We start from the raw sequence: 19,297 nt of genomic DNA, 5'->3' as shown, positions 1-19,297 counted from the left end.
CGTGACTAGCCCTGCGGGGTCATGGCCTTGCGCTGGCGGTTGCGTTCCAGCCCCAGCTGCCGCTCGCGCCAGATGATCAGGATGCCGGCGGTGATGACCAGCGCCGCGCCTGCCAGCATGACCAGCGTCGGCGCCTCGTCGAAGATGAACCAGCCGATCAGCAGCGCCAGCAGCATCGAGGCATATTCGAAGGGTGCGACCAGCGAGGCATCGGCATAGCGATAGGCCGAGGTCAGCAGGATCTGCCCCAGCCCGCCCAGCAGCCCGATCGTGACCAGCAGCGCGGCGGTCTCGGCATCGGGCCAGACCCAGCCGAAGGGCAGCGTCAGCAGCCCCAGCAGCGTCGACGTGACCGAGAACCAGAACACGATGGCCGAGGTGCGTTCCTCCTGCACCAGCTTGCGCACGAAGATCTGCGCCAGCGCCGTGCAGGCGGCGCCCGACAGCGTGACCATGGCGCCCAGGCTTTCCCTGTAGCCCATGGCGGCGCCGAAGCTCAGCCGCGGCGACAGCACGATGACCACGCCGACCAGCCCCAGCACCACCATGGACAGGCGGAACAGCCGCACGTCCTCGCCCAGGAACATGGCGGCGAAGATCACCGTCAGCAGCGGCGCGGCATAGCCGATGGCCGTGACCTCGGGGAAAGGCAGCAGGGCCAGCGCCCAGAAGCCCAGCCCCATGGCCGCAGTGCCGATCACGCCGCGATAGAAATGCCCCATCGGGCGAAAGGTCTTCAGCCCCACGCCCAGCTCGTGCCGGAAGGCCAGCCAGACCAGGATGACCGGGATGGCGAAAAGCGAGCGGAAGAACACCTGCTGGCCCGGCGGCACGCCCAGGCCCCCTTGGGCGGTGGCCTTGACGATCGAGGCCATGATGGTGAACACCAGCACGCTGAGGCATTTCAGCAGGATGCCGCGCAGCGGGCTTGGGGGCGTATGGATCATGGCAATCGCTCGCATGCCCAGCGTGCCGCATCGGCGACCGCGGGGTCGGGGTCATCGGCCAAGGATTCGGCCAGCGGGCGCAGATGTGCAAGCCCCGAATTGCCGATGGCGTAAAGCACGTTGCGCACCATGCGGTCGCGCCCGATGCGCTTGATCGGGCTGCCCGAGAAACGCTCGCGGAAACCCGCATCGTCCAGCGCCGCCAGTTCCGCCAGCGCCGGCGCGCCATGGGGCCCGTGATAGCGCAGCTCGGTCGCTTCCTGCGCGAACTTGTTCCAGGGGCAGGCGGCCAGGCAATCGTCGCAGCCATAGATGCGGTTGCCCAGGCTCGGCCGCAGCTCGGGGTCGACCGGCCCCTTGTGCTCGATGGTCAGGTAAGAGATGCAGCGCCGCGCATCCAGCTGGTAGGGCGCCGGAAAGGCCCCGGTCGGGCAGGCGTCGAGGCAGGCCCGGCACGAGCCGCAATGGCTGCGTTCCGCCGCGTCCCTGGGCAGCTCCAGCGTGGTGAAGATCGCGCCCAGGAAGAACCAGCTGCCCAGCTCGCGCGACAGCAGGTTGGTGTGCTTGCCCTGCCAGCCCAGGCCCGCCGCCTGGGCCAGCGGCTTTTCCATCACCGGGGCGGTGTCGACAAAGACCTTGATCTCGCAGCCGGTCAGCCCGACCAGCCAGCCGCCCAGGCGCTTGAGCCGTTTCTTGACCAGGTCGTGGTAGTCCTTGCCCTGGGCATAGACGCTGACCGCGCCGCGGTCCTTGTGGCCGATGACCTCCATCGGATCATGCTCGGGCGTGTAGAGCTCGGCCAGCATGATGACCGAACGCGCCTCGGGCCACAGGCTTCCCGGCGAGGCGCGCCAATGCGCCCGCTCGGCCATCCAGCCCATCTGGCCGTGGCGGCCCTGCTCCAGGAAGGCGGCCAGCCGCTCGGGCAGCTGCGGGTTGGCGTCGGGGGCGCAAATGCCAAGGGCCGAGAAACCCTCGGCCCGTGCCTGCTGTTCCAGCCGCGAACGGATCTCCGCCGGGTCGGTCGGCCTAGAAGTCGAGCAGCGCATAATGCGGCGCCGGGTGGACGCCCGGCAGGTGGTCGGCCAAAAGGCTGCGGAAGGCGGGCCGCGACTTGATCTTGGCATACCATTCCTGCACCTCGGCCGAATGGGTCCAGTCCACGTCCGAGATATAGTCGAGGCAGGACAGATGCGCGGCGGCGGTGAAATCGGCCAGCGTCATCACGTCGCCCGCCAGCCAGCGCCGATGTTCCAGCAGGCCCTTCATGTAGTCCAGGTGATAGCGGATTGCCGAAAGCCCGGCCTTGACCGTGCGCGAATCCGGGTAGCCCAGGCGCATCACCTTCTTCCAGACCCGCTCGTTCATCACCGGGCGCGTCACCTCGGCGTTGAACTTGTCATCGAACCAGGCGCAAAGCCGGCGCACCTCGTAGCGCTCGGCCGGCAAGGCCGGCATCAGCGAGGGCTGCGGCTGGATCTCGTCCAGGTATTCGCAGATCGCCTGGCTTTCGGCCAGAAGCCGGCCGTCCATGCGCAGGACCGGCAGCTTGCCCGCCGGGTTGCGGCGCATGATTTCCGAGCCCGGCTCCCAGAAACGGTCCTCGACCAGCTCGACCTCGATGCGCTTTTCGGCCAGCACCAGACGGACCTTGCGGCAAAAGGGCGACAGGGCGACATGGTAAAGGCGAATCGTGGAACTGGGCGAGGGCGTGTTCATGGGTGGAAAAACCGGTTCGTTCTCGGGCTTCCGGTTGATACGCTTGGGGACGCGCAGTTTCAACCGCGATGCGCGGCAGGGCGCGGATCAGCGCCCAAGCCCCAGGCAGGAATCGCGGCCATCCGCCCGGATCGTCTCGGCGCCGCTGACGATCGAACGGGTGCGGGCCGAGCCGGTCTGCGGGTTGCGCGTGCGCGGCGCCGGCAGGATCGAGGCCAGCGCCGCCGCCTGCCGCAGGCTCAGCTTGTCGGGCGTGGTCTTGAAATAATACTCCGAGGCGGCCTTGATGCCAAAGACGCCGCGGCCGAATTCGGCGATGTTCAGGTAGACCTCGACGATGCGGCGCTTGGACCACAGCGCCTCGATCATCGGGGTATAGGTCGTCTCCATCACCTTGCGCGGCCAGCTGCGCCCCTGCCACAGGAAGACGTTCTTCGCCGTCTGCTGGGTGATGGTCGAGGCGCCGCGCGACGAGCCCGAGGCGATCACCCGGCGGATCTCGACCATGTCGAAGCCCCAGTGGTTGCAGAAATTGGCGTCCTCGGCCGCGACCACGGCGCGGACCATATGCGCCGAGACCTGGTCCAGGCCGACCCATTCGCGCGTGGCCCGGCCGGGAAATTCGCGCTGGCCCTGGATGATGGTCCAGGTGGTCGGCGGGTTGATGAAGGAAAACAGAAAGACCAGCACGAACATCAGCGCCAGCAGCCGCGCGCCGATCCAACTGGTCCAGGACCAGAGCCACCGCACCAGGCGGCGCAGCGGCCGCCCGACGCGCAGGCCGCGGCGCCGGCGCGTCACCTGCGCCTCGGGGTTGTCGTCAAGGGTGTCCGTGCGGTGGGGCATGGGGGCGTCCTGTCACGCCCATGCCCCTTGCGTCAAGCGTCAGGCCGAGGGCGAGGGGTCCGATCCCTCCGCCGTGGCCCCAGGGTCCGGCCGGTCCACATGCGGCATGCCGAGTGCCGTGCCCAGCTTGCCGCCGGCAAAGGCCTTGCGCAGGCGATCCTCCTCGGCCTCGGGCAGCGAGCTTTGCAGCACCCGGCCCCTCAGGTGGAAGCTTTCCAGCCGCGCCAGCACCTTGTCGGCGGTCATCTTGCGCACCAGGATGAACACGGCCGAGCCGCCGGGCGGGACGGATTGGCCAAGCTCGCGCATGAAATCGTCGTTGATGCCGATGTCGGACAGCGTGCCGGCGATGGCGCCCGCGCCCGCGCCGACCGCGGCGCCGATCAGCGGGTTGAGGAAGATCAGCCCGACCAGCGTGCCCCAGAAGCCGCCGCCAAGCGCGCCCGCCGCGGTCAGGTTCACGGCCTGGTGCAGCTGGATATCCTCGGCCGAGGGGCGGGTGACGACCACGGCATCCTCGAGCTCGATCAGATATTCCTTCTGCATCTTGACCAGTTCGGTGCGCAGCTCGAAGCCGGTCGCCTCGTCGTCGAAGGCGATGACAAGCAGGTCGGACATGGCGGAAATCCCTCTTGGCTGATGGCGGGCCAACGCCCCGCCCGCATCGCGGGTTCCTTGCTGCGGCACAGGGTCGCGGCCGCCGAAATCCCCGCCTGCTTCTTTCGTGGCCAAATATCCTCGGGGGTCCGGGGGCAGACAGCCCCCGGCCGCGACGGAGCGGCCGGGCGCCGCCGCCCGCCTATTCGCCGCGCGGAAAGCGCTTGGCCTCCTCCAGCACGTTCAGGTCCATGTGGTTGCGCATGTAGCGTTCGGATGCCTTCATCAGCGGCTGGTGGTCCCAGGGGAAATAGGCGCCGTTGCGCAGCGCCTCGTAGACCACCCGGCGCCGGGCCTGGCTTTCGCGCACCTCGGCGTCATAGGCGGCCAGGTCCCAGCGCGCCCCGGCCATGTCCCGCATCCGCGCCAGCACCCCGGCCGCCGCCGGATCGGCGGCGCGGTTCACCCGCTCGTCCGGGTCCGCGGCCAGGTCGAACAGCATCTCGGGATCGGCCGCGCAGGCGATGTATTTCCAGTCGCCGTCGCGCAGGCAGACCAGCGGCGCGATGCTGCCCTCGGCCGCGTATTCCATCGCTACCGGCCCGCGCGCCCCGGCGCCCTGCGCCAGCGACCGCCCGTCGGTCCAGGGCGCGACCTCGGCCATCGAGATGCCGGCAAGTTCGCAGAGCGTCGGCAGCACGTCGATGGTCGAGACCGGCGTGTCCACCCGCCCCGGCGCCATGCCCGGCGCCGCGATCATCAGCGGCACCCGCGCCGCACCCTCGAAGAAGTTCATCTTGAACCACAGCCCGCGGCTGCCCAGCATCTCGCCATGGTCCGACAGGAAGACCACGATCGCCTCCCGCCGGGTGCGCTCCAGCACGTCCAGGATCTCGCCCAGCTTGTCGTCGATATACGAGATATTGGCGAAATAGCCCTGCCTTGCACGGCGGATGTGATCGGGCGTCACCTCAAGGCCCCGCCAGTCGCAGGCATCCATCAGCCGCTGCGAATGCGGGTCCATCCGGTCATATGGGATCGCCTCGGGCGGCTCCAACTCGGGGATGCCCTCGTAGAGATCCCAATACCTCCGCCGGGCGACGAAGGGGTCGTGCGGATGGGTGAAGCTGACGGTTAGGCACCAGGGCCGCGCGTCGCCGCCGCGCGCCAGGTCGTAGAGCTTGCGGGTGGCGTGATAGGCCACCTCGTCGTCGTATTCGTATTGGTTGGTGATCTCGGCCACGCCGGCGCCGGTGACAGAGCCCAGGTTGTGATACCACCAGTCGATGCGCTCGCCGGGGCGGCGGTAATCCGGGGTCCAGCCGAAATCGGCCGGATAGATGTCGGTGGTCAGCCGTTCCTCGAACCCGTGCAGCTGGTCGGGGCCGACGAAATGCATCTTGCCCGACAGGCAGGTCTGCCAGCCCGCCCGGCGCAGGTGATGGGCATAGGTCGGGATGTCCGAGCAGAACTCGGCCGCATTGTCATAGACCCGCGTGCGGCGCGGCAATTGCCCGGACATGAAGCTGGCGCGGCCGGGCGCGCAAAGCGGGCTGCCGGTATAGGCGTTGGCATAGCGGGTCGAGCGCGCGGCCAGCCGGCGCAGATGCGGCACATGCAGGAACTCGGCCGGGCCGTCGGGGAACAGCACCCCCGACAACTGGTCGGCCATCACGATCAGGATATTGGGTCGTTGCAATTACTTCACCGATGCCATGACTGCTTCCGCGCCGGGTTTTCCATCCAGCGTGGTCACGCCGTCAAGCCATGCCGCCACCGCATCCGGGTTCTCGGCGATCCAGCCCTTGGCGGCCTGGGTCGGGTCCATGCCCTCGTCCAGGATCTTGCCCATCAGCAGGTTCTCCATCTCCACGGTAAAGACCAGCTGGCCGAAGAGCCTGGCGGCATTGGGGCAGGCGGCGGCCCATTCCTTGCGGGCCAGCGTGTGGACGGTGGCGCCGCCGTAATCGGGGCCGAATTCCTCGTCGCCGCCCGACAGGTAGGTGATGTCCAGCGCGACGTTCATCGGATGCGGCGCCCAGGCCAGGAAGACCGAGGGCTGGCCGGCGGCATCGTTGCGCTGGACCTGGGCCAGCATGCCCTGTTCGCTCGATTCGACCAGCTCCCAGTCGCCCAGGCCGAACTTGTCCGCCTCGATCATGGCCTGGATGGTCTGGTTCGCCGGCGCGCCCGGCTCGATGCCATAGATCTTGCCCTGGAAGGCGTCCTTGTGGCCGTCGAGATCGGCGAAATCCTGGACGCCCAGGTCCGCGGCCGCAGCGGTGACGGCCAGGGTGAACTTGGCGCCGGTCAGGTTCTGTACCAGCTCCTCGGTCCGGCCCGAAGCGTCGAGGTCGTCGCGGAACTTCTGCTGCGCCGGCATCCAGTTGCCCAGGAATAGGTCGGTATCGCCGTTCTTCAGCGCCTCGTAGCCGACGGGGACCGACAGCGTGCGCAGGTCGGGCGTATAGCCCAGCCCTTGCAGCAGCGCGGTGGCGACGCCGTTGGTCGCGGTGATGTCGGTCCAGCCGGGGTCCGAGAAGCGGACGGTGCCGCAGCTGGCGGGATCGTCCGCCAGCGCGGGCGCGGCGGCAATCAGGGCAAGGGCAAGCGAGGGCAGCAGGGCGGTTCTGGACATGATCGGGCCTCTGGTTTCCTGCCGCGGCCGGGCCGCGGCTTCCTGCGCCATCAGCCCACAGGCGGGATGCGGGATCAAGAGCCGATGCCGGCCCGCCTGCCGCGGATTTCCCGCCATGCGACGTTCCCGGCCTTGACGCGGCGGGCCTGCTCGATCAATGGTGGCGCCGTTCGGGGCCTGTAGCTCAATGGTCAGAGCAGGGCGCTCATAACGCCTGGGTTGGGGGTTCGAGTCCCTCCGGGCCTACCAAACCCCGCCATTTTTCATTGTCCTGAAATCGCCCTGTCCATCGACAAGGCGGCCGCCCGTCATCCCCCGCCTGCGCCCAGCCGTTTCAGACGCCGCGCCGGTCCAGGAAGCCTGCCAGCACATCGGACAGGCGCTCGGCCCAAAGCTGCTGGCCCGCCGCATCGGCGATCAGGTCGTTCCTGACCTCGATCAGCACGTTCGGGCGGCCATGCGCCAGCGCATGGCGGTCGATGGAATCGCCGTCGAGATGGCCGGAATAGGGCTCGTTCTCGCCGGTGATCCAGCCCAGGTCGCGGCATTCGCGCACCAGCGCCGGGCCGAGCCGCTTGTCGCGATGCGAATAAAGCACCCCCACCGCCCAGGGCCGGCGCGGCCGGCCGCGCAATTGCCGGGTAAAGCTGTGGATCGCGCAGATCGCCCGGCGCGGATGCATCGCCGCCAGCCGGGCATAGGCCTCGTGATAGGGGCGGTAGAGCCGCTCGAGCCGCCTTTCGCGCTCGGCCGCGTCGATATGGCGGTTGGCGGGAATCACCGTGCCGTCATAGATGCGCATCACCAGCGTCGGGTCGTCCTCGCCCCGGTTCGGGTCGATCACCAGCCGCGAGAAATCCGACAGGATCGCCGGCGCGTCCAGCCGCTCGGCCAGCGCGCGCGTCAGCCCCGCCGCGCCCACGTCATAGGCGATGTGGCGCGCCATGTCCTCGGGCGCGATGCCCAGCTCGCCGCCGCCGATCCAGCCCGGCACGCGGTTCGTCGCATGGTCGCAGGTGATCAGCCAGCGCGAGGGCCGGTCCTCTCCGATCGTTGAATAGGGCTGTGCCGTCATCCGTCCGTCGCCTTTCCGCTGCAAGGTTTAGGCAATCGCCGGACCAAGCACCAGTTGCCGCAAGCGCTCCGATAGGCCATAACAGCGGCGACGATAGCGCAAACATGCACGGAGAGACGGATGAGACGGCATCGCAAGGTCAAGATCGTGGCAACCCTGGGCCCCGCATCCAGCGATTTCGCCACCATCCGAGCCCTTTTCGAGGCCGGCGCGGACGTGTTTCGCCTGAACATGAGCCACGGCACGCATGAGGAACAGCGCGCCCGCTATGACATCATCCGCCGGGTCGAGGCCGAATCAGGCCGCCCCATCGCCGTGCTGGCCGACCTGCAAGGGCCCAAGCTGCGCGTCGGCACCTTCGCCGACGGCCCGCACGACCTGGCCGACGGGCAGGCCTTCCGCTTCGACCTGGACCCCGCGCCGGGCGATGCCAGCCGCGTCCAATTGCCGCATCCCGAGATCTTTGCCGCGCTGGAGCCCGGCGCCGAGCTTCTGGTCAACGACGGCAAGATCCGCCTGCGGGTCGAGGCCTGCGGCGCCGATTTCGCCGATTGCACGGTGACGGCGGGGGGCGCGATCTCGAATCGCAAGGGCGTGAACGTGCCCGACGTGGTGCTGCCGCTGGCGGCGCTGTCGGACAAGGACCGCGACGACCTGGAATTCGCCTGCGCGATGGGCGTGGACTGGCTGGCGCTGAGCTTCGTGCAGCGCCCCGAGGACGTGATCGAGGCGCGCGAGCTGACCAAGGGCCGCGCCGCCATCCTGTCCAAGATCGAAAAGCCCGCCGCCGTGCGCGCGTTTTCCGAGATCCTCAAGGTCTCGGACGGGATCATGGTGGCGCGGGGCGACCTGGGGGTCGAACTGCCGGTCCATTCCGTGCCGCCGATCCAGAAGCGGCTGGTGCGCGCCTGCCGCTCGGCGGCAAAGCCGGTGATCGTCGCCACGCAGATGCTGGAATCGATGATCGAAAGCCCGATGCCGACCCGCGCCGAGGTCTCGGACGTGGCCACCGCCATCTACGAGGGCGCCGATGCGGTGATGCTCTCGGCCGAAAGCGCCGCCGGGGCCTATCCGGTCGAGGCGGTTGCGACCATGGACAACGTCGCCCGCTCGGTCGAAAGCGATCCGACCTATCGCGACATCATCGAAAGCTCGCGCAGCGCCAAGCGCCAGACCGTGGCCGATGCCATCGTCGCCGCGGCGCGCGAGATCGCCGAGACCACCGACATCTCCTGCATCTGCGCCTTCACCCAGTCGGGCACCACCGCCAGCCTGACCGCGCGCGAGCGGCCGCGGGTGCCGATCGTCGCCATGTCCTCGGAACAGGACACGCTGCGCCGGCTGTGCCTGACCTGGGGCACGCATTGCGTGCAGACCCCCTCGCTCGAACGCTTCAAGCAGGCGGTGGTCAATGCGGCCAAGGCGGCGCGGGATTTCGGCTTTGCCGACGAGACGAACCAGATCGTCGTCATGGCCGGCGTGCCCTTCAACGTGCCCGGCACCACCAACATCCTGCGCATCGCGCCATGCGACGAGCGCTTGATCTATCGTACCGATCCAGAATAAGGCGCGGGTTCAAAGAGATCCGCAACGGAAAGGTAATCCGATGATCGACATCCTGCTGCTGGCCGGCGTGGCGCTTTGCGTTCTTTCGGTCCTCATGGCCATCGTGTCGGTGGCCCGCACGCAGGCCCCACGCGGTGCCGCCATCCTGCTGGTGCTGGGCCTTGCGATGCTTCTGGCCGGGGGGTGGCTGGACCAGCGGCCCTTCGGCGTGCAGTCCCTGCAGGAAAGCTGGCAGCGGCTGGTGAACGGGCAGGTGACGACGGGCACCGATCCGGTGACCGCCCCCGCGCCCGAGGCGCCGGCCGAGGAGGCGCCGGCGGAAACCCCGGCCGCCGATGCGCCTGCGACCCCGGCGGTTGAGACCCCCGCTGCCGAGACCCCTGCGGTCGAAGCGCCCGAAGCGGATGCGCCCGAGGCCGCGGCCCCTGCGGCGGAAGAACCCGCCGCCGAAGAGCCTGCTGCCGAAGAGCCTGCTGCTGAAGCCCCCGCCGCCGATGCCGCCGCCCCGGATGCAGGCGAGGGCGAGGCGCAGGCCGAGGGCCAATAGCCCTTGCCAATCCGCGCGTGCCCGCTTATAGCGCACGCTTCCACCCACGCGGCCGGCCGATGGCATTGCCGAGTCGCGTGTTCACTCTGACCGCAAGGAGAGTAAAATGCCGAAGATGAAGACGAAAGCGGCCGCCAAGAAGCGGTTCTCGATGACGGCCTCGGGCAAGGTCAAGGCCGGCCCGGCCGGCAAGCGCCACGGCATGATCAAGCGCTCGACGAAATTCATCCGCGATGTGACCGGGACCATGATCCTGTCCGATGCGGACGCGAAGATCGTCAAGAAATACATGCCCTACAACCGCTAAGGAGAACCGGACATGGCACGAGTCAAATCGGGTAAGATCACCCACGCCCGCCACAAAAAGGTTCTGGACGCGGCGAAAGGCTATTACGGCAACCGTTCGCGGAATTTTCGCACTGCGACCCAGGCCGTGGACAAGGCCAACCAGTATGCGACCCGCGACCGCAAGACCCGCAAGCGCAACTTCCGCGCGCTGTGGATCCAGCGCATCAACGCCGCCGTCCGCGCCGTCGATGCCGAGATGACCTATTCGCGCTTCATCGCCGCGCTGGCGAAAGCGGGCATCGAGGTGGACCGCAAGGTCCTGGCCGACTTGGCCGTCCACGAGCCCGAGGCCTTTGCGGCCGTCGTCGCGCAGGCGAAAGACGCCGCCTGAGTCGGGGCGAGAGGATGAAACGGATGAAACCCGCGCTGCTTCCGGCGCGGGTTTTTTCGCGGCCGGACCATGGGGGGCGAGGGGGGCTTTGCCCCCACGCCGGGCCGGCCCCTCGATGGGGCCGGCCCGGCGTTCCCCCAGGATATTTGGGCACGAAAGAAGCCGGGGGTCGTGACCTTTTCGGCGGAGGCCGGCGCTGATGTCCCCGGATCTGTCTTCCCCGCGCTATCCCGTTCGCGTGCCCTTGCAGCGCAAGCCGATCGGGGTGATCGCCAGCGCCCTGGCCGCGCGGCGCAACGTGCTGGAGCTGATCCCCGAGATCGCCACCCGCCAGCCCATGGTTTCCGGGCGGACGGGCGCGCGCTGGCACATGGTCATGGACCCCGAGGCATTGCGCCGCGTGCTGAAGGACCGGGTCGAGGATTATCCGAAATCGCTGGTCACCCGGCTGATCCTGGAGCCCGCCATCGGCAATTCGCTGTTCGTGGCCGAGGGCGCGCATTGGCGCTGGCAGCGCCTGGCCGCGGCACCCGCCTTTTCCCAGCGCCATGTCGAGGCGCTGGCCCCGGTGATGACCGCCGCCGCCGAGGCCTGCGTGCGCCGGCTGGCGGCGGCGTCGGGGCGGGTCGAGATCTTTTCCGAGACCGCCGCCGCGACCTTCGAGGTGATCTCGGACGTGACCTTTTCCGGCGACGAGGGGTTCGACCGCGACGCGGTGCATCGGGCGATCGACGCCTATATCGCCGGCGCGGCGCGGGTTTCGGTATTCGACGTTCTTGGCCTGCCCGGCTGGATTCCGCGGCCGGGGCGGTTGTTCTCGGGCAATGACCTGCGGCGGATGAAGCGCCTGGCCGACCAGGCGATCCGGCTGCGCGCCCGGTCCGGCCCGCATCCGGTGCCGGACCTGCTGGACCTGTTGCGGGCAGGGGTGGACCCCGAGACCCGGCGCCGCATGAGCACGCCCGAGCTGCGCGACAACCTGCTGACCTTCATCGTCGCGGGGCACGAGACCACGGCGCTGGCCCTTGCCTGGGCGCTTTACCTGCTGGCCTTCGATGCGGAGGTCCAGCACCGCGCCGCCATCGAGGCGGTCGCGGTGCTGGGCGGTCGCGCCGCGACCGCCGCCGACCTGCCGCGCCTGACCTATATCCGCCAGGTGGTCGAGGAGGCGCTGCGGCTTTATCCCCCCGCCGCCTTCCTGTCGCGCACCGCGCGCACTGCCGACGTCCTGGGCGGGCGCGAGGTGCGGCGGGGCGACACGGTCATGCTGCCGATCTATGCGCTGCATCGCCACCGCCTGCTTTGGGATGATCCCGACCGTTTCGACCCCGAGCGCTTCGCGCCCGGCGTGACCCGCGACCGCTATGCCTTCCTGCCCTTCGGCGCCGGTCCCCGGATCTGCATCGGCGCCAGCTTCGCCATGCAGGAGGCGGTGATCATCCTGGCCACGCTGGTCGCCCGCTTCCGCTTTGCGCTGACCGAGCGCCAGCCGCAGCCGCGCATGATCCTGACCCTGCGGCCGCATGGCGGGCTTTGGCTGCAGGTCGCGGAACGCTCTTGAAAGCCCGCGCGGGCCGGGCCAAAGTCGCGCCATGATCACCATCTATCACAAGCCGACCTGCTCGACCTCGCGCAAGGTCCTGCAGATGATCCGCGACGCCGGGCATGAGCCCGAGATCGTCGACTATGCCCGCGCGGGCTGGAGCCGCGGCCAGCTTCTGGGCCTGTTCGCCGCCGCCGACGTGACGCCGCGCCAGGCCTTGCGCGTCAAGGGCACCGATGCCGAGGCCCGCGGCCTGCTGGACGCCGGCGACGCCGACATCCTGGCCGCCATGGTCGATAACCCGCTGCTGGTCGAGCGTCCCTTCGTCTGCGGCCCCGGCGGGGTGCGGCTGTGCCGCCCGGCCGAGCGGGTGGCGGAAACCTTCGCCCGCTGAGGCTTTTCCCTGCGGCGTCCGCGTGCTAATCGGCGCGGGCAAACCGCAAGGAAAGCCTGCCCATGTCCGACCAGTCCGACCTGACCACCCTTCGCCAGTCCTATCTCGACCGCATCTCGACCGCCGCCGACAGCGACGCGCTGGAGCAGGTGCGCCTGGCCGCCCTTGGCAAGAAGGGCGAGATCAGCGGCATGATGAAGGAGCTGGGCCGGATGACGCCCGAGGAGCGCCAGACCACCGGCGCCGCCCTGAACCGCCTGAAGGACGAGATCGACGCCGCCCTGCGCGCCCGCAAGCAGGGGCTGGAGGATGCGGCGCTGGATGCGCGGCTGAAGCAGGAATGGCTGGACGTGACCCTGCCCGGACGGCCGCGTCCGCAGGGCACCATCCACCCGATCAGCCAGGTGACCGAGGAGGTCACGGCGATCTTTGCCGACATGGGCTTCCGCGTGGCCGAGGGGCCGCAGATCGAAAGCGACTGGTTCAACTTCGACGCGCTGAACATCCCGCCCGAGCATCCCGCCCGGCAGGAGCATGACACTTTCTTCATGGCGCGCTCTGCCGACGACCCGCGCCCGCCGCATGTGCTGCGCACCCATACCTCGCCGGTGCAGATCCGCGCCATGCAGGCGACGGGCGCGCCGATCCGGGTGATCTGCCCCGGCCGCGTCTATCGCATGGACATGGACCAGACCCATACGCCGATGTTCCACCAGGTCGAGGGGCTGGCGCTGGGCAAGGACATCTCGATGGCGAACCTGAAATGGACGCTGGAGGAGTTCTGCCGCGCCTTCTTCGAGGTGGACGAGGTCGAGCTGCGCTTCCGCGCCTCGCATTTCCCCTTTACCGAGCCTTCGGCCGAGGTGGACATCCGCTGTTCCTGGGAAGGCGGCAAGCTGGCCATCGGCCAGGGGGAAAGCTGGCTCGAGATCCTGGGCTCGGGCATGGTGCATCCCAAGGTGCTGGCGGCCGGCGGCATCGACCCCGAGGAATGGCAGGGCTTCGCCTTCGGCATGGGCATCGACCGCATCGCCATGCTGAAATACGGCATTCCCGACTTGCGGGCCTTCTTTGAAAGCGATCTGCGCTGGCTGCGGCATTACGGATTCGCGGCGGGGGATGTGCCGAGCGTGAGCGGTGGGCTGTCGCGGTGAGCTTTCGCAGTCACGTGGTGGCTGCCATCGCGGGTGCCTTCATCGGCTATCCGATCACCGCGGGCTTGGAACTTGTCGTAAAGCATCTCGGCCAACTGTATCATGCGCCGGCTGCTTTGGTCTGGCAGGCCGATGACCGTCCTGGTGAGGCCAACTGTTCCAACCTGGAGTATTGCGGCGGGGGCGTCTATTTCCTTCTGGAAAATTCGGGGAGTGATCTCTTACAGGATGTCAGCCTGAACTTTCGCAAGCCTGTCGCAAATATCTATCGGGATCCGATCGTCACGATCGCCTGGGAGAAAAACGGGTCTTTCTTTCAAGTGCCGAACATACCGGCGCATCATGTGTTCGGGATCCTGGTGACAGGGGTGAAGAAAGCGGACATCGCCGGCGTCTGGGCAAATGGTTCCCTGGTTCCGGCTGGGACCGTCCAGCTATTCGGCCAGAAGCGCGGCCCGGTGAAGAACGGACTTATCGTGTTCTTCGGCGTGATTTCGATCATGTCGATTTTTGCCGGGGCGGCCGCGATGGTCGTCGCATGGATAACTCACAAGGAAATCGAACTCCTGAAGTGATCCGCTGGCATAGTCGGCATGCCGGAAAGCCATGCCGCCTCGATCCGCAGCCTTTATCGCCAGCCCGACCCCAACCGCCGCCGCATCTCGTCCTTGTCGTCCTGGATCATGCCGGGGATCAGGAACAGGTCGATCAGCGCCCAGAGGCACACCAGCCCGACCAGCGGCCAGCCGATCAGCACCGGCGTCAACAGCCAGCCCAGGCCCCACAGCAGCAGCATGACGACGCCGCTGGTCCAGCGGCCAAGATACATGCGATGCGCGCCGAAACCCCAAAGGAAGATCGCCAGCAGGTAAGCCACCAGCGGCGATTTCGCGTCATTCGCGACCCTCTGTTCGATCAGCAGTTCCCTTTGCGTGTCCATCGGCTCCGTCCATGTTAATGCAATTCACATATAGGCCGGATGGGCGTCGCAACAAGGGCGGGCCGATGCGCGGGATATTTTGCCCATCTCGCGGCGAGCCCCGCCGGATGCCGGGCCTTCGCATCCGGGTGGCACCACCCTACCAATCCGCCGCGCCATGCGCTAAGGGACGCGCAAACGTGACGGAGCCGCGCTCATGAAATTCACCCTCTCCTGGCTCAAGGAGCATCTCGACACCACCGCCAGCCTCGATGAGATCACCGAGGCGCTGACCGACCTTGGCCTCGAGGTCGAGGGCGTGGCCGATCCGGCGGCGAAGCTGGGGGCCTTTACCCTGGCCAAGGTTCTGCATGCCGAGCAGCATCCCGATGCCGACCGGCTGCGGGTCTGCCGCGTCATGACCGACGAGGGCGAGAAGCAGATCGTCTGCGGCGCCCCCAACGCCCGCGCCGGCATTACCGTGGTGCTGGCCAAGCCCGGCGACTACGTCCCCGGCATCGACGTGACCCTGGGCGTCGGCAAGATCCGCGGCGTCGAGAGCCATGGCATGATGGCCTCGGAACGCGAGCTGGAACTGTCGGAGGAGCATGACGGCATCATCGAACTGCCCTCGGGCGAGGTGGGCGACAGGTTCGTCGACTGGCTGGCCGCGAACCGTCCCGAGGCGGTCGATCCGGTGATCGAGATCAAGATCACCCCGAACCGCCCCGACGCGCTGGGCGTCCATGGCATCGCCCGCGACCTTGCCGCGCGCGGGCTGGGCCGGCTGAAGCCGGTCAGGGACGTGACCGTGCCGGGCAGCTTCGCCTCGCCCATCAAGGTTACGATCACGCCCGAGATGGCGGAAAAGGCGCCGTTCTTCAGCGGCCGGCTGATCCGCGGGGTCAGAAACGGGCCGTCGCCGGACTGGCTGCAAAAGCGACTGACCGCCATCGGGCTGCGGCCGATCAATACGCTGGTGGACATCACCAATTTCTTCACCTTCGACCTGAACCGGCCGCTGCATGTCTTTGACGCCGACAAGGTGCGGGGCGACCTGACCGTGCGCGCCTCGGCCGAGGGCGAGGAATTGCTGGCGCTGGACGGCAAGACCTATGCCTTCGCCCCCGGCACCATGATCATCGCCGATGAGGCCGGCCCGGAAAGCATCGCCGGCATCATGGGCGGCGAGGAGACCGGCTGTTCCGAGGAAACGGTGAACGTCTTCCTGGAAAGCGCCTATTGGGATCCCATCGCCATCGCCACGGCGGGCCGGGCGCTGAAGATCAGCTCCGACGCCCGCTATCGCTTCGAACGTGGCGCGGACCCGGCCTTTACCCGGCCGGGGCTGGAACTGGCGACGCAGATGATCCTGGAGCTGTGCGGCGGCGAGGCTTCCGAGGTGGTGACGGCGGGCGCGGTTCCCGACACGACTCGCAGCTACCTTCTGGAGCCGGCGCGGGTCAGCAGCCTGGTCGGCATGGACATCCCCGAGGCCGAGCAGCGCGCGACGCTGGCCGCGCTGGGTTTCCGGCTGGAGGGCGACCGGGCTTTCGTGCCCAGCTGGCGACCCGACGTGCAGGGCAGCGCCGACCTGGTCGAGGAGGTGGCGCGCATCGCCAGCCTGACCAAGCTGCAGGGCCAGCCGCTGCCGCGCCCGCAGGCGGGCGTGCCGCAGCCGGTGCTGACCCCCTTGCAGCGCCGCGAACAGGCGGCGCGGCGCATGGCGGCCTCGCTGGGCTACAACGAATGCGTGACCTACAGCTTCATCGACCATAAGGCCGCGGCGCTGTTCGGCGGGGGTTCCGAGGCGGTCAGGATCGAGAACCCGATCAGCAGCGAGATGACGCATATGCGCCCCGACCTGCTGCCGGGCCTGCTGGCGGCGGCGGCGCGCAACCAGGCGCGCGGCTTTGCCGACCTGGCGCTGTTCGAATGCGGCCCGGTCTTTTCGGGCGGCGAGCCGGGCGAGCAGGATCTGCACCTGTCGGGCATCCTGGTCGGGGCGAACGCGGCGCGCGACCCCTATGCCTCGCGGCGCAAGGTGGACATCTACGACGCCAAGGCCGATGCCGAGGCGGTGTTGCAGGCCATCGGCGCCCCCGCGAAAGCCCAGATCAACCGCAAGCTGGACGGCTGGTGGCATCCCGGCCGGGCGGGGAACATTGCGCTGGGGCCGAATACGCTGGCCACCTTCGGCGAGATCCATCCCCGCGTGCTGCGCCATTTCGGCATCAAGGGCGCGGCGGTCGGCTTTACCCTGCGCATCGCCGCCGTGCCGCTGCCCAAGGTCAGGACGCCCTCGCGCCCGGCGCTGGTGCTGTCGGACCTGCAGGCGGTCGAGCGCGACTTCGCCTTCGTGGTGGATGGCGGCGTCGAGGCGCTGGCGCTGGTCAATGCCGCGGCGGGCGCGGACAAGGCGCTGATCGAGCGGGTGACGGTCTTTGACCAGTTCACCGGGCTGGAAGGCGGCAAGAAATCCATCGCCATCACCGCGCGGTTGCAGCCGCGGGAAAAGACCCTGACCGATGCCGAGATCGAGGCGGTCAGCGCCAAGATCGTCGAAAAGGTCGGCAAGGCCACCGGCGGCGTGCTGCGCAGCTAGGGCGGGCCATGGGGCCGGGGTCCGCGCCCCGGCCTGATGCCCCGGTTCAGTCGGTGAAATAGCCCAGCGTTTCGAAATCGCGGGCGTAATGGTCGCGCACCCGGATCCGGTCCACCTGGTCCCAGGCGATCTCCAGCGGGTCGGGGCGCAGGTCATGGGTCAGGCTTTCGGGCGGGGCGACGCCCAGCCATTCCGCCATGCGGGCGACCGGGGCCTGCAAGCCGTCCTCGAAGCGGAAGGTCTCGACCTCGCTGCCCAGGAACTCCCATTGCGGGCGCAGGTGGTTGTCCAGGCAGAAGGGTTCGCGCTTCTGGCGGTTCAGCCAGTCCTCGAGCCAGAGCGAGAAGACGGGCAACCCCTTGAAGAAGTTCTCTTTCGCCAGATGCGCCCGCATCCGGTATTCGCTGGCGACCCGGTCGTAGGGGTTGCGCACCACCGTCAGCGCATGGTCGAAATACCCCTCGCCCAGAAGCGCGCGGATGTCCTGCATGCGCAGGTGCTGCGGCGTGCATTTCATCGCCGCGGGAATGCCCTGGCTGAACAGGCGCAGCGGCGCGACGCCCTGCATCCAGTTCTCGATCGACGTGCCGCCGGTCTTGGGGATGTGGATGAAAAGGATACGTTTTCCGTTATACTCGATAAAAGGCATGCAACCATCCGGGAAAGTTTCCCGGACGGTCCATGAATTGCGCATCGGATGCAAGCCCTGCCGCGATGCCGGTCAGGCGGCGCCGACCTCGATGCCGCGCTGCACGGCGGGGCGGGCAAGGAAGCGGTCCAGATAGGCCCGCACATTGGCGAACCCGTCCATGCCGGTTTCGGCCTCGGCCTCGTAGTTCACGCGCACCGTGCGCAGCCAGGGGCCGGTGGCCATGTCGGCGATGGAATATTCGCCGGTGATCCAGTCCCGCCCCTGAAGCTGCTTGTCCAGCACGCCCAGCAACCGCCGCGCCTCGTTGTAATAGCGGGTGCGCGGGCGGGGATCCTCGATCTCGCTGCCCTTGTAGCGGTGGAAATAGCCGACCTGGCCGAACATCGGCCCGACCCCGCCCATCTGCCACATCAGCCACTGGATCGTGTGATAGCGCGCAGCCCCCGAGGCGGGCAGGAATTTCCCGGTCTTGTCGCCCAGATAGATCAGCATGGCGCCGGTCTCGAACAACCCGATGGGCTGGCCGTCCGGCCCGTTCGGGTCGATCATCGCCGGGATCTTGTTGTTGGGGTTCAGCGACAGGAATTCCGGGGTGAACTGGTCCTCGGGGTCGCCGATGCTGATGCGGTGGGCGTCATAGTCCAGCCCGCATTCCTCCAGCATGACCGAGGTCTTGATGCCGTTCGGGGTGTTCAGCGTGTAAAGCTGGATCACGTCGGGACGCCGGGGCGGCCAGCGGCGGGTGATCGGAAATTCGGAAAGTGCCGTCATGTCGTTTCCTGTCGAGTCCTGTCTCATGTTGCAAGGGGTTAGCGTGATGTGGCAGCCTTTGCCGGAACGCGCGCAACAGGCTGGGAAAGGTAAGCCCATGTTCAAGGAGTTCAAGGAATTCATCGCCCGCGGCAATGTCATCGACCTTGCCGTCGGCATCATCATCGGCGCAGCCTTCACGGCGATCGTGAATTCGCTGGTCGCCGACCTGATCAACCCGATCATCGGGCTGTTGACCGGCGGCACGGATTTCAGCGGGCATTACCTGGTGCTGAAGGGCGAGGTTCCGCCGGGCACCAGCCTGCAGGTGGCGCGCGATTCGGGCGCCTCGGTCTTTGCCTATGGCGCCTTCCTCTCGGCGATCATCAATTTCCTGATCATCGCCTGGGCGGTGTTCCTGCTGGTCAAGGCGGTGAACCGGGTGCAAAGCGCCGCCACCCGCAAGAAGGAGGCCGAAGAGGCCGCCCCCGCCGGCCCGACGCAAGAGGAACTGCTGATGGAGATCCGCGACGAGCTGCGCGCCCGCCGCGCCTGAGGCGAAAGCGACCCAGGAAGGCAATGGCGCGGCCCCCCTTTGGGGTCGCGCCTTGTCGTCCATGGCGGCGATTTTCGCTTATATCCCGGCTCTGGCGGCGCTATGGTCGA

General features: G+C 68.0%; 21 protein-coding genes and 1 tRNA gene. 11 read left to right on the top strand and 11 right to left on the bottom strand.

All coding sequences use genetic code 11. The features are described 5' to 3' along the window. Positions 1-5: 5 nt before the first annotated feature. The 7 genes from FE811_RS12505 to choX form a co-directional block, all read right to left on the bottom strand. Positions 6-947 (bottom strand): DMT family transporter, encoded by a 942-nt coding sequence (locus FE811_RS12505; RefSeq protein ID WP_036752370.1) that lies wholly within the window; start codon positions 945-947, stop codon positions 6-8. Next, positions 944-1,996, bottom strand: coding sequence for a tRNA epoxyqueuosine(34) reductase QueG (queG, locus tag FE811_RS12500; RefSeq protein ID WP_052095774.1), 1,053 nt, complete (start codon positions 1,994-1,996; stop codon positions 944-946). Before queG ends, FE811_RS12505 begins: the two co-directional genes overlap by 4 nt. Next, positions 1,977-2,666, bottom strand: coding sequence for a glutathione S-transferase family protein (locus FE811_RS12495; protein WP_036752368.1), 690 nt, complete (start codon positions 2,664-2,666; stop codon positions 1,977-1,979). Before FE811_RS12495 ends, queG begins: the two co-directional genes overlap by 20 nt. Positions 2,667-2,753: 87 nt before the next feature. After that, entirely contained in the window at positions 2,754-3,512 is a 759-nt protein-coding gene (gene mtgA / locus FE811_RS12490; RefSeq protein WP_072461646.1) for a monofunctional biosynthetic peptidoglycan transglycosylase, read from the bottom strand. A gap of 39 nt (positions 3,513-3,551) precedes the next feature. Next, positions 3,552-4,130 (bottom strand): DUF1269 domain-containing protein, encoded by a 579-nt coding sequence (locus FE811_RS12485; RefSeq protein ID WP_072461645.1) that lies wholly within the window; start codon positions 4,128-4,130, stop codon positions 3,552-3,554. 181 nt (positions 4,131-4,311) lie between these two features. After that, complete coding sequence (gene betC, locus FE811_RS12480) at positions 4,312-5,808, bottom strand: choline-sulfatase (RefSeq protein ID WP_116222048.1); 1,497 nt, start codon at positions 5,806-5,808, stop codon at positions 4,312-4,314. Then, entirely contained in the window at positions 5,809-6,747 is a 939-nt protein-coding gene (gene choX / locus FE811_RS12475) for a choline ABC transporter substrate-binding protein (protein WP_116222433.1), read from the bottom strand. 173 nt (positions 6,748-6,920) lie between these two features. On the opposite strand from choX, the gene FE811_RS12470 reads away from it, so the two are divergent. Then, a tRNA-Ile gene (locus FE811_RS12470) sits at positions 6,921-6,996 on the top strand. Positions 6,997-7,081: 85 nt separating this feature from the next. On the opposite strand, the gene FE811_RS12465 is transcribed toward FE811_RS12470, so the two are convergent. Further along, entirely contained in the window at positions 7,082-7,822 is a 741-nt protein-coding gene (locus FE811_RS12465) for an N-formylglutamate amidohydrolase (RefSeq protein ID WP_116222089.1), read from the bottom strand. A 120-nt stretch (positions 7,823-7,942) separates the two neighbouring features. Between FE811_RS12465 and pyk the strand changes: the two genes are divergently transcribed. From pyk to FE811_RS12425, 8 genes are all read left to right on the top strand, one after another. Beyond that, on the top strand, positions 7,943-9,388 hold the full coding sequence (gene pyk, locus FE811_RS12460) for a pyruvate kinase (protein WP_036752328.1): 1,446 nt from the start codon (positions 7,943-7,945) through the stop codon (positions 9,386-9,388). A gap of 40 nt (positions 9,389-9,428) precedes the next feature. Beyond that, the gene (locus FE811_RS12455; RefSeq protein WP_116222090.1) at positions 9,429-9,935 is read left to right on the top strand and encodes a hypothetical protein; all 507 of its coding nucleotides are present in this window, start codon (positions 9,429-9,431) and stop codon (positions 9,933-9,935) included. Positions 9,936-10,041: 106 nt separating this feature from the next. Continuing rightward, the gene (rpmI, locus tag FE811_RS12450; RefSeq protein ID WP_017998717.1) at positions 10,042-10,242 is read left to right on the top strand and encodes a 50S ribosomal protein L35; all 201 of its coding nucleotides are present in this window, start codon (positions 10,042-10,044) and stop codon (positions 10,240-10,242) included. 12 nt (positions 10,243-10,254) lie between these two features. Continuing rightward, positions 10,255-10,614, top strand: coding sequence for a 50S ribosomal protein L20 (gene rplT, locus FE811_RS12445; protein WP_116222091.1), 360 nt, complete (start codon positions 10,255-10,257; stop codon positions 10,612-10,614). A 199-nt stretch (positions 10,615-10,813) separates the two neighbouring features. Continuing rightward, positions 10,814-12,175 carry a cytochrome P450 gene (locus tag FE811_RS12440; protein ID WP_116222092.1) on the top strand — a complete coding sequence of 454 codons (1,362 nt, stop codon included), beginning with the start codon at positions 10,814-10,816 and terminating at the stop codon, positions 12,173-12,175. A gap of 31 nt (positions 12,176-12,206) precedes the next feature. Beyond that, positions 12,207-12,551 carry an arsenate reductase family protein gene (locus FE811_RS12435; protein WP_116222093.1) on the top strand — a complete coding sequence of 115 codons (345 nt, stop codon included), beginning with the start codon at positions 12,207-12,209 and terminating at the stop codon, positions 12,549-12,551. Positions 12,552-12,613: 62 nt separating this feature from the next. Continuing rightward, positions 12,614-13,705, top strand: coding sequence for a phenylalanine--tRNA ligase subunit alpha (pheS, locus tag FE811_RS12430; RefSeq protein ID WP_072461640.1), 1,092 nt, complete (start codon positions 12,614-12,616; stop codon positions 13,703-13,705). Positions 13,706-13,722: 17 nt separating this feature from the next. After that, the gene (locus FE811_RS12425; RefSeq protein WP_181180861.1) at positions 13,723-14,280 is read left to right on the top strand and encodes a hypothetical protein; all 558 of its coding nucleotides are present in this window, start codon (positions 13,723-13,725) and stop codon (positions 14,278-14,280) included. 53 nt (positions 14,281-14,333) lie between these two features. Here FE811_RS12425 and FE811_RS12420 read toward each other — a convergent pair whose 3' ends face one another. Next, positions 14,334-14,645: a TM2 domain-containing protein gene (locus FE811_RS12420; protein ID WP_116222095.1), complete on the bottom strand. Its 312-nt coding sequence runs from the start codon at positions 14,643-14,645 to the stop codon at positions 14,334-14,336. Between the two features lie 196 nt (positions 14,646-14,841). Here FE811_RS12420 and pheT point away from each other — a divergent pair, with 196 nt between their 5' ends. Beyond that, positions 14,842-17,229, top strand: a complete 2,388-nt coding sequence (gene pheT, locus FE811_RS12415) for a phenylalanine--tRNA ligase subunit beta (protein ID WP_116222096.1) — start codon at positions 14,842-14,844, stop codon at positions 17,227-17,229. A 46-nt stretch (positions 17,230-17,275) separates the two neighbouring features. Here pheT and FE811_RS12410 read toward each other — a convergent pair whose 3' ends face one another. Both FE811_RS12410 and FE811_RS12405 read right to left on the bottom strand, forming a co-directional pair. Continuing rightward, positions 17,276-17,878 carry a sulfotransferase family 2 domain-containing protein gene (locus FE811_RS12410; RefSeq protein WP_166435537.1) on the bottom strand — a complete coding sequence of 201 codons (603 nt, stop codon included), beginning with the start codon at positions 17,876-17,878 and terminating at the stop codon, positions 17,276-17,278. A gap of 72 nt (positions 17,879-17,950) precedes the next feature. After that, positions 17,951-18,652, bottom strand: a complete 702-nt coding sequence (locus tag FE811_RS12405) for a glutathione S-transferase C-terminal domain-containing protein (RefSeq protein ID WP_036752303.1) — start codon at positions 18,650-18,652, stop codon at positions 17,951-17,953. Between the two features lie 97 nt (positions 18,653-18,749). On the opposite strand from FE811_RS12405, the gene mscL reads away from it, so the two are divergent. After that, entirely contained in the window at positions 18,750-19,187 is a 438-nt protein-coding gene (gene mscL, locus FE811_RS12400) for a large conductance mechanosensitive channel protein MscL (protein ID WP_036752300.1), read from the top strand. Positions 19,188-19,297: the final 110 nt, after the last annotated feature.

The sequence above is a fragment of the Paracoccus sp. FO-3 genome (assembly GCF_006386455.1).
Classification (GTDB): domain Bacteria; phylum Pseudomonadota; class Alphaproteobacteria; order Rhodobacterales; family Rhodobacteraceae; genus Paracoccus; species Paracoccus versutus.
Note: the sequence above shows the minus strand (reverse complement) of the source record. Positions and strands in the feature narration are given on the sequence as shown.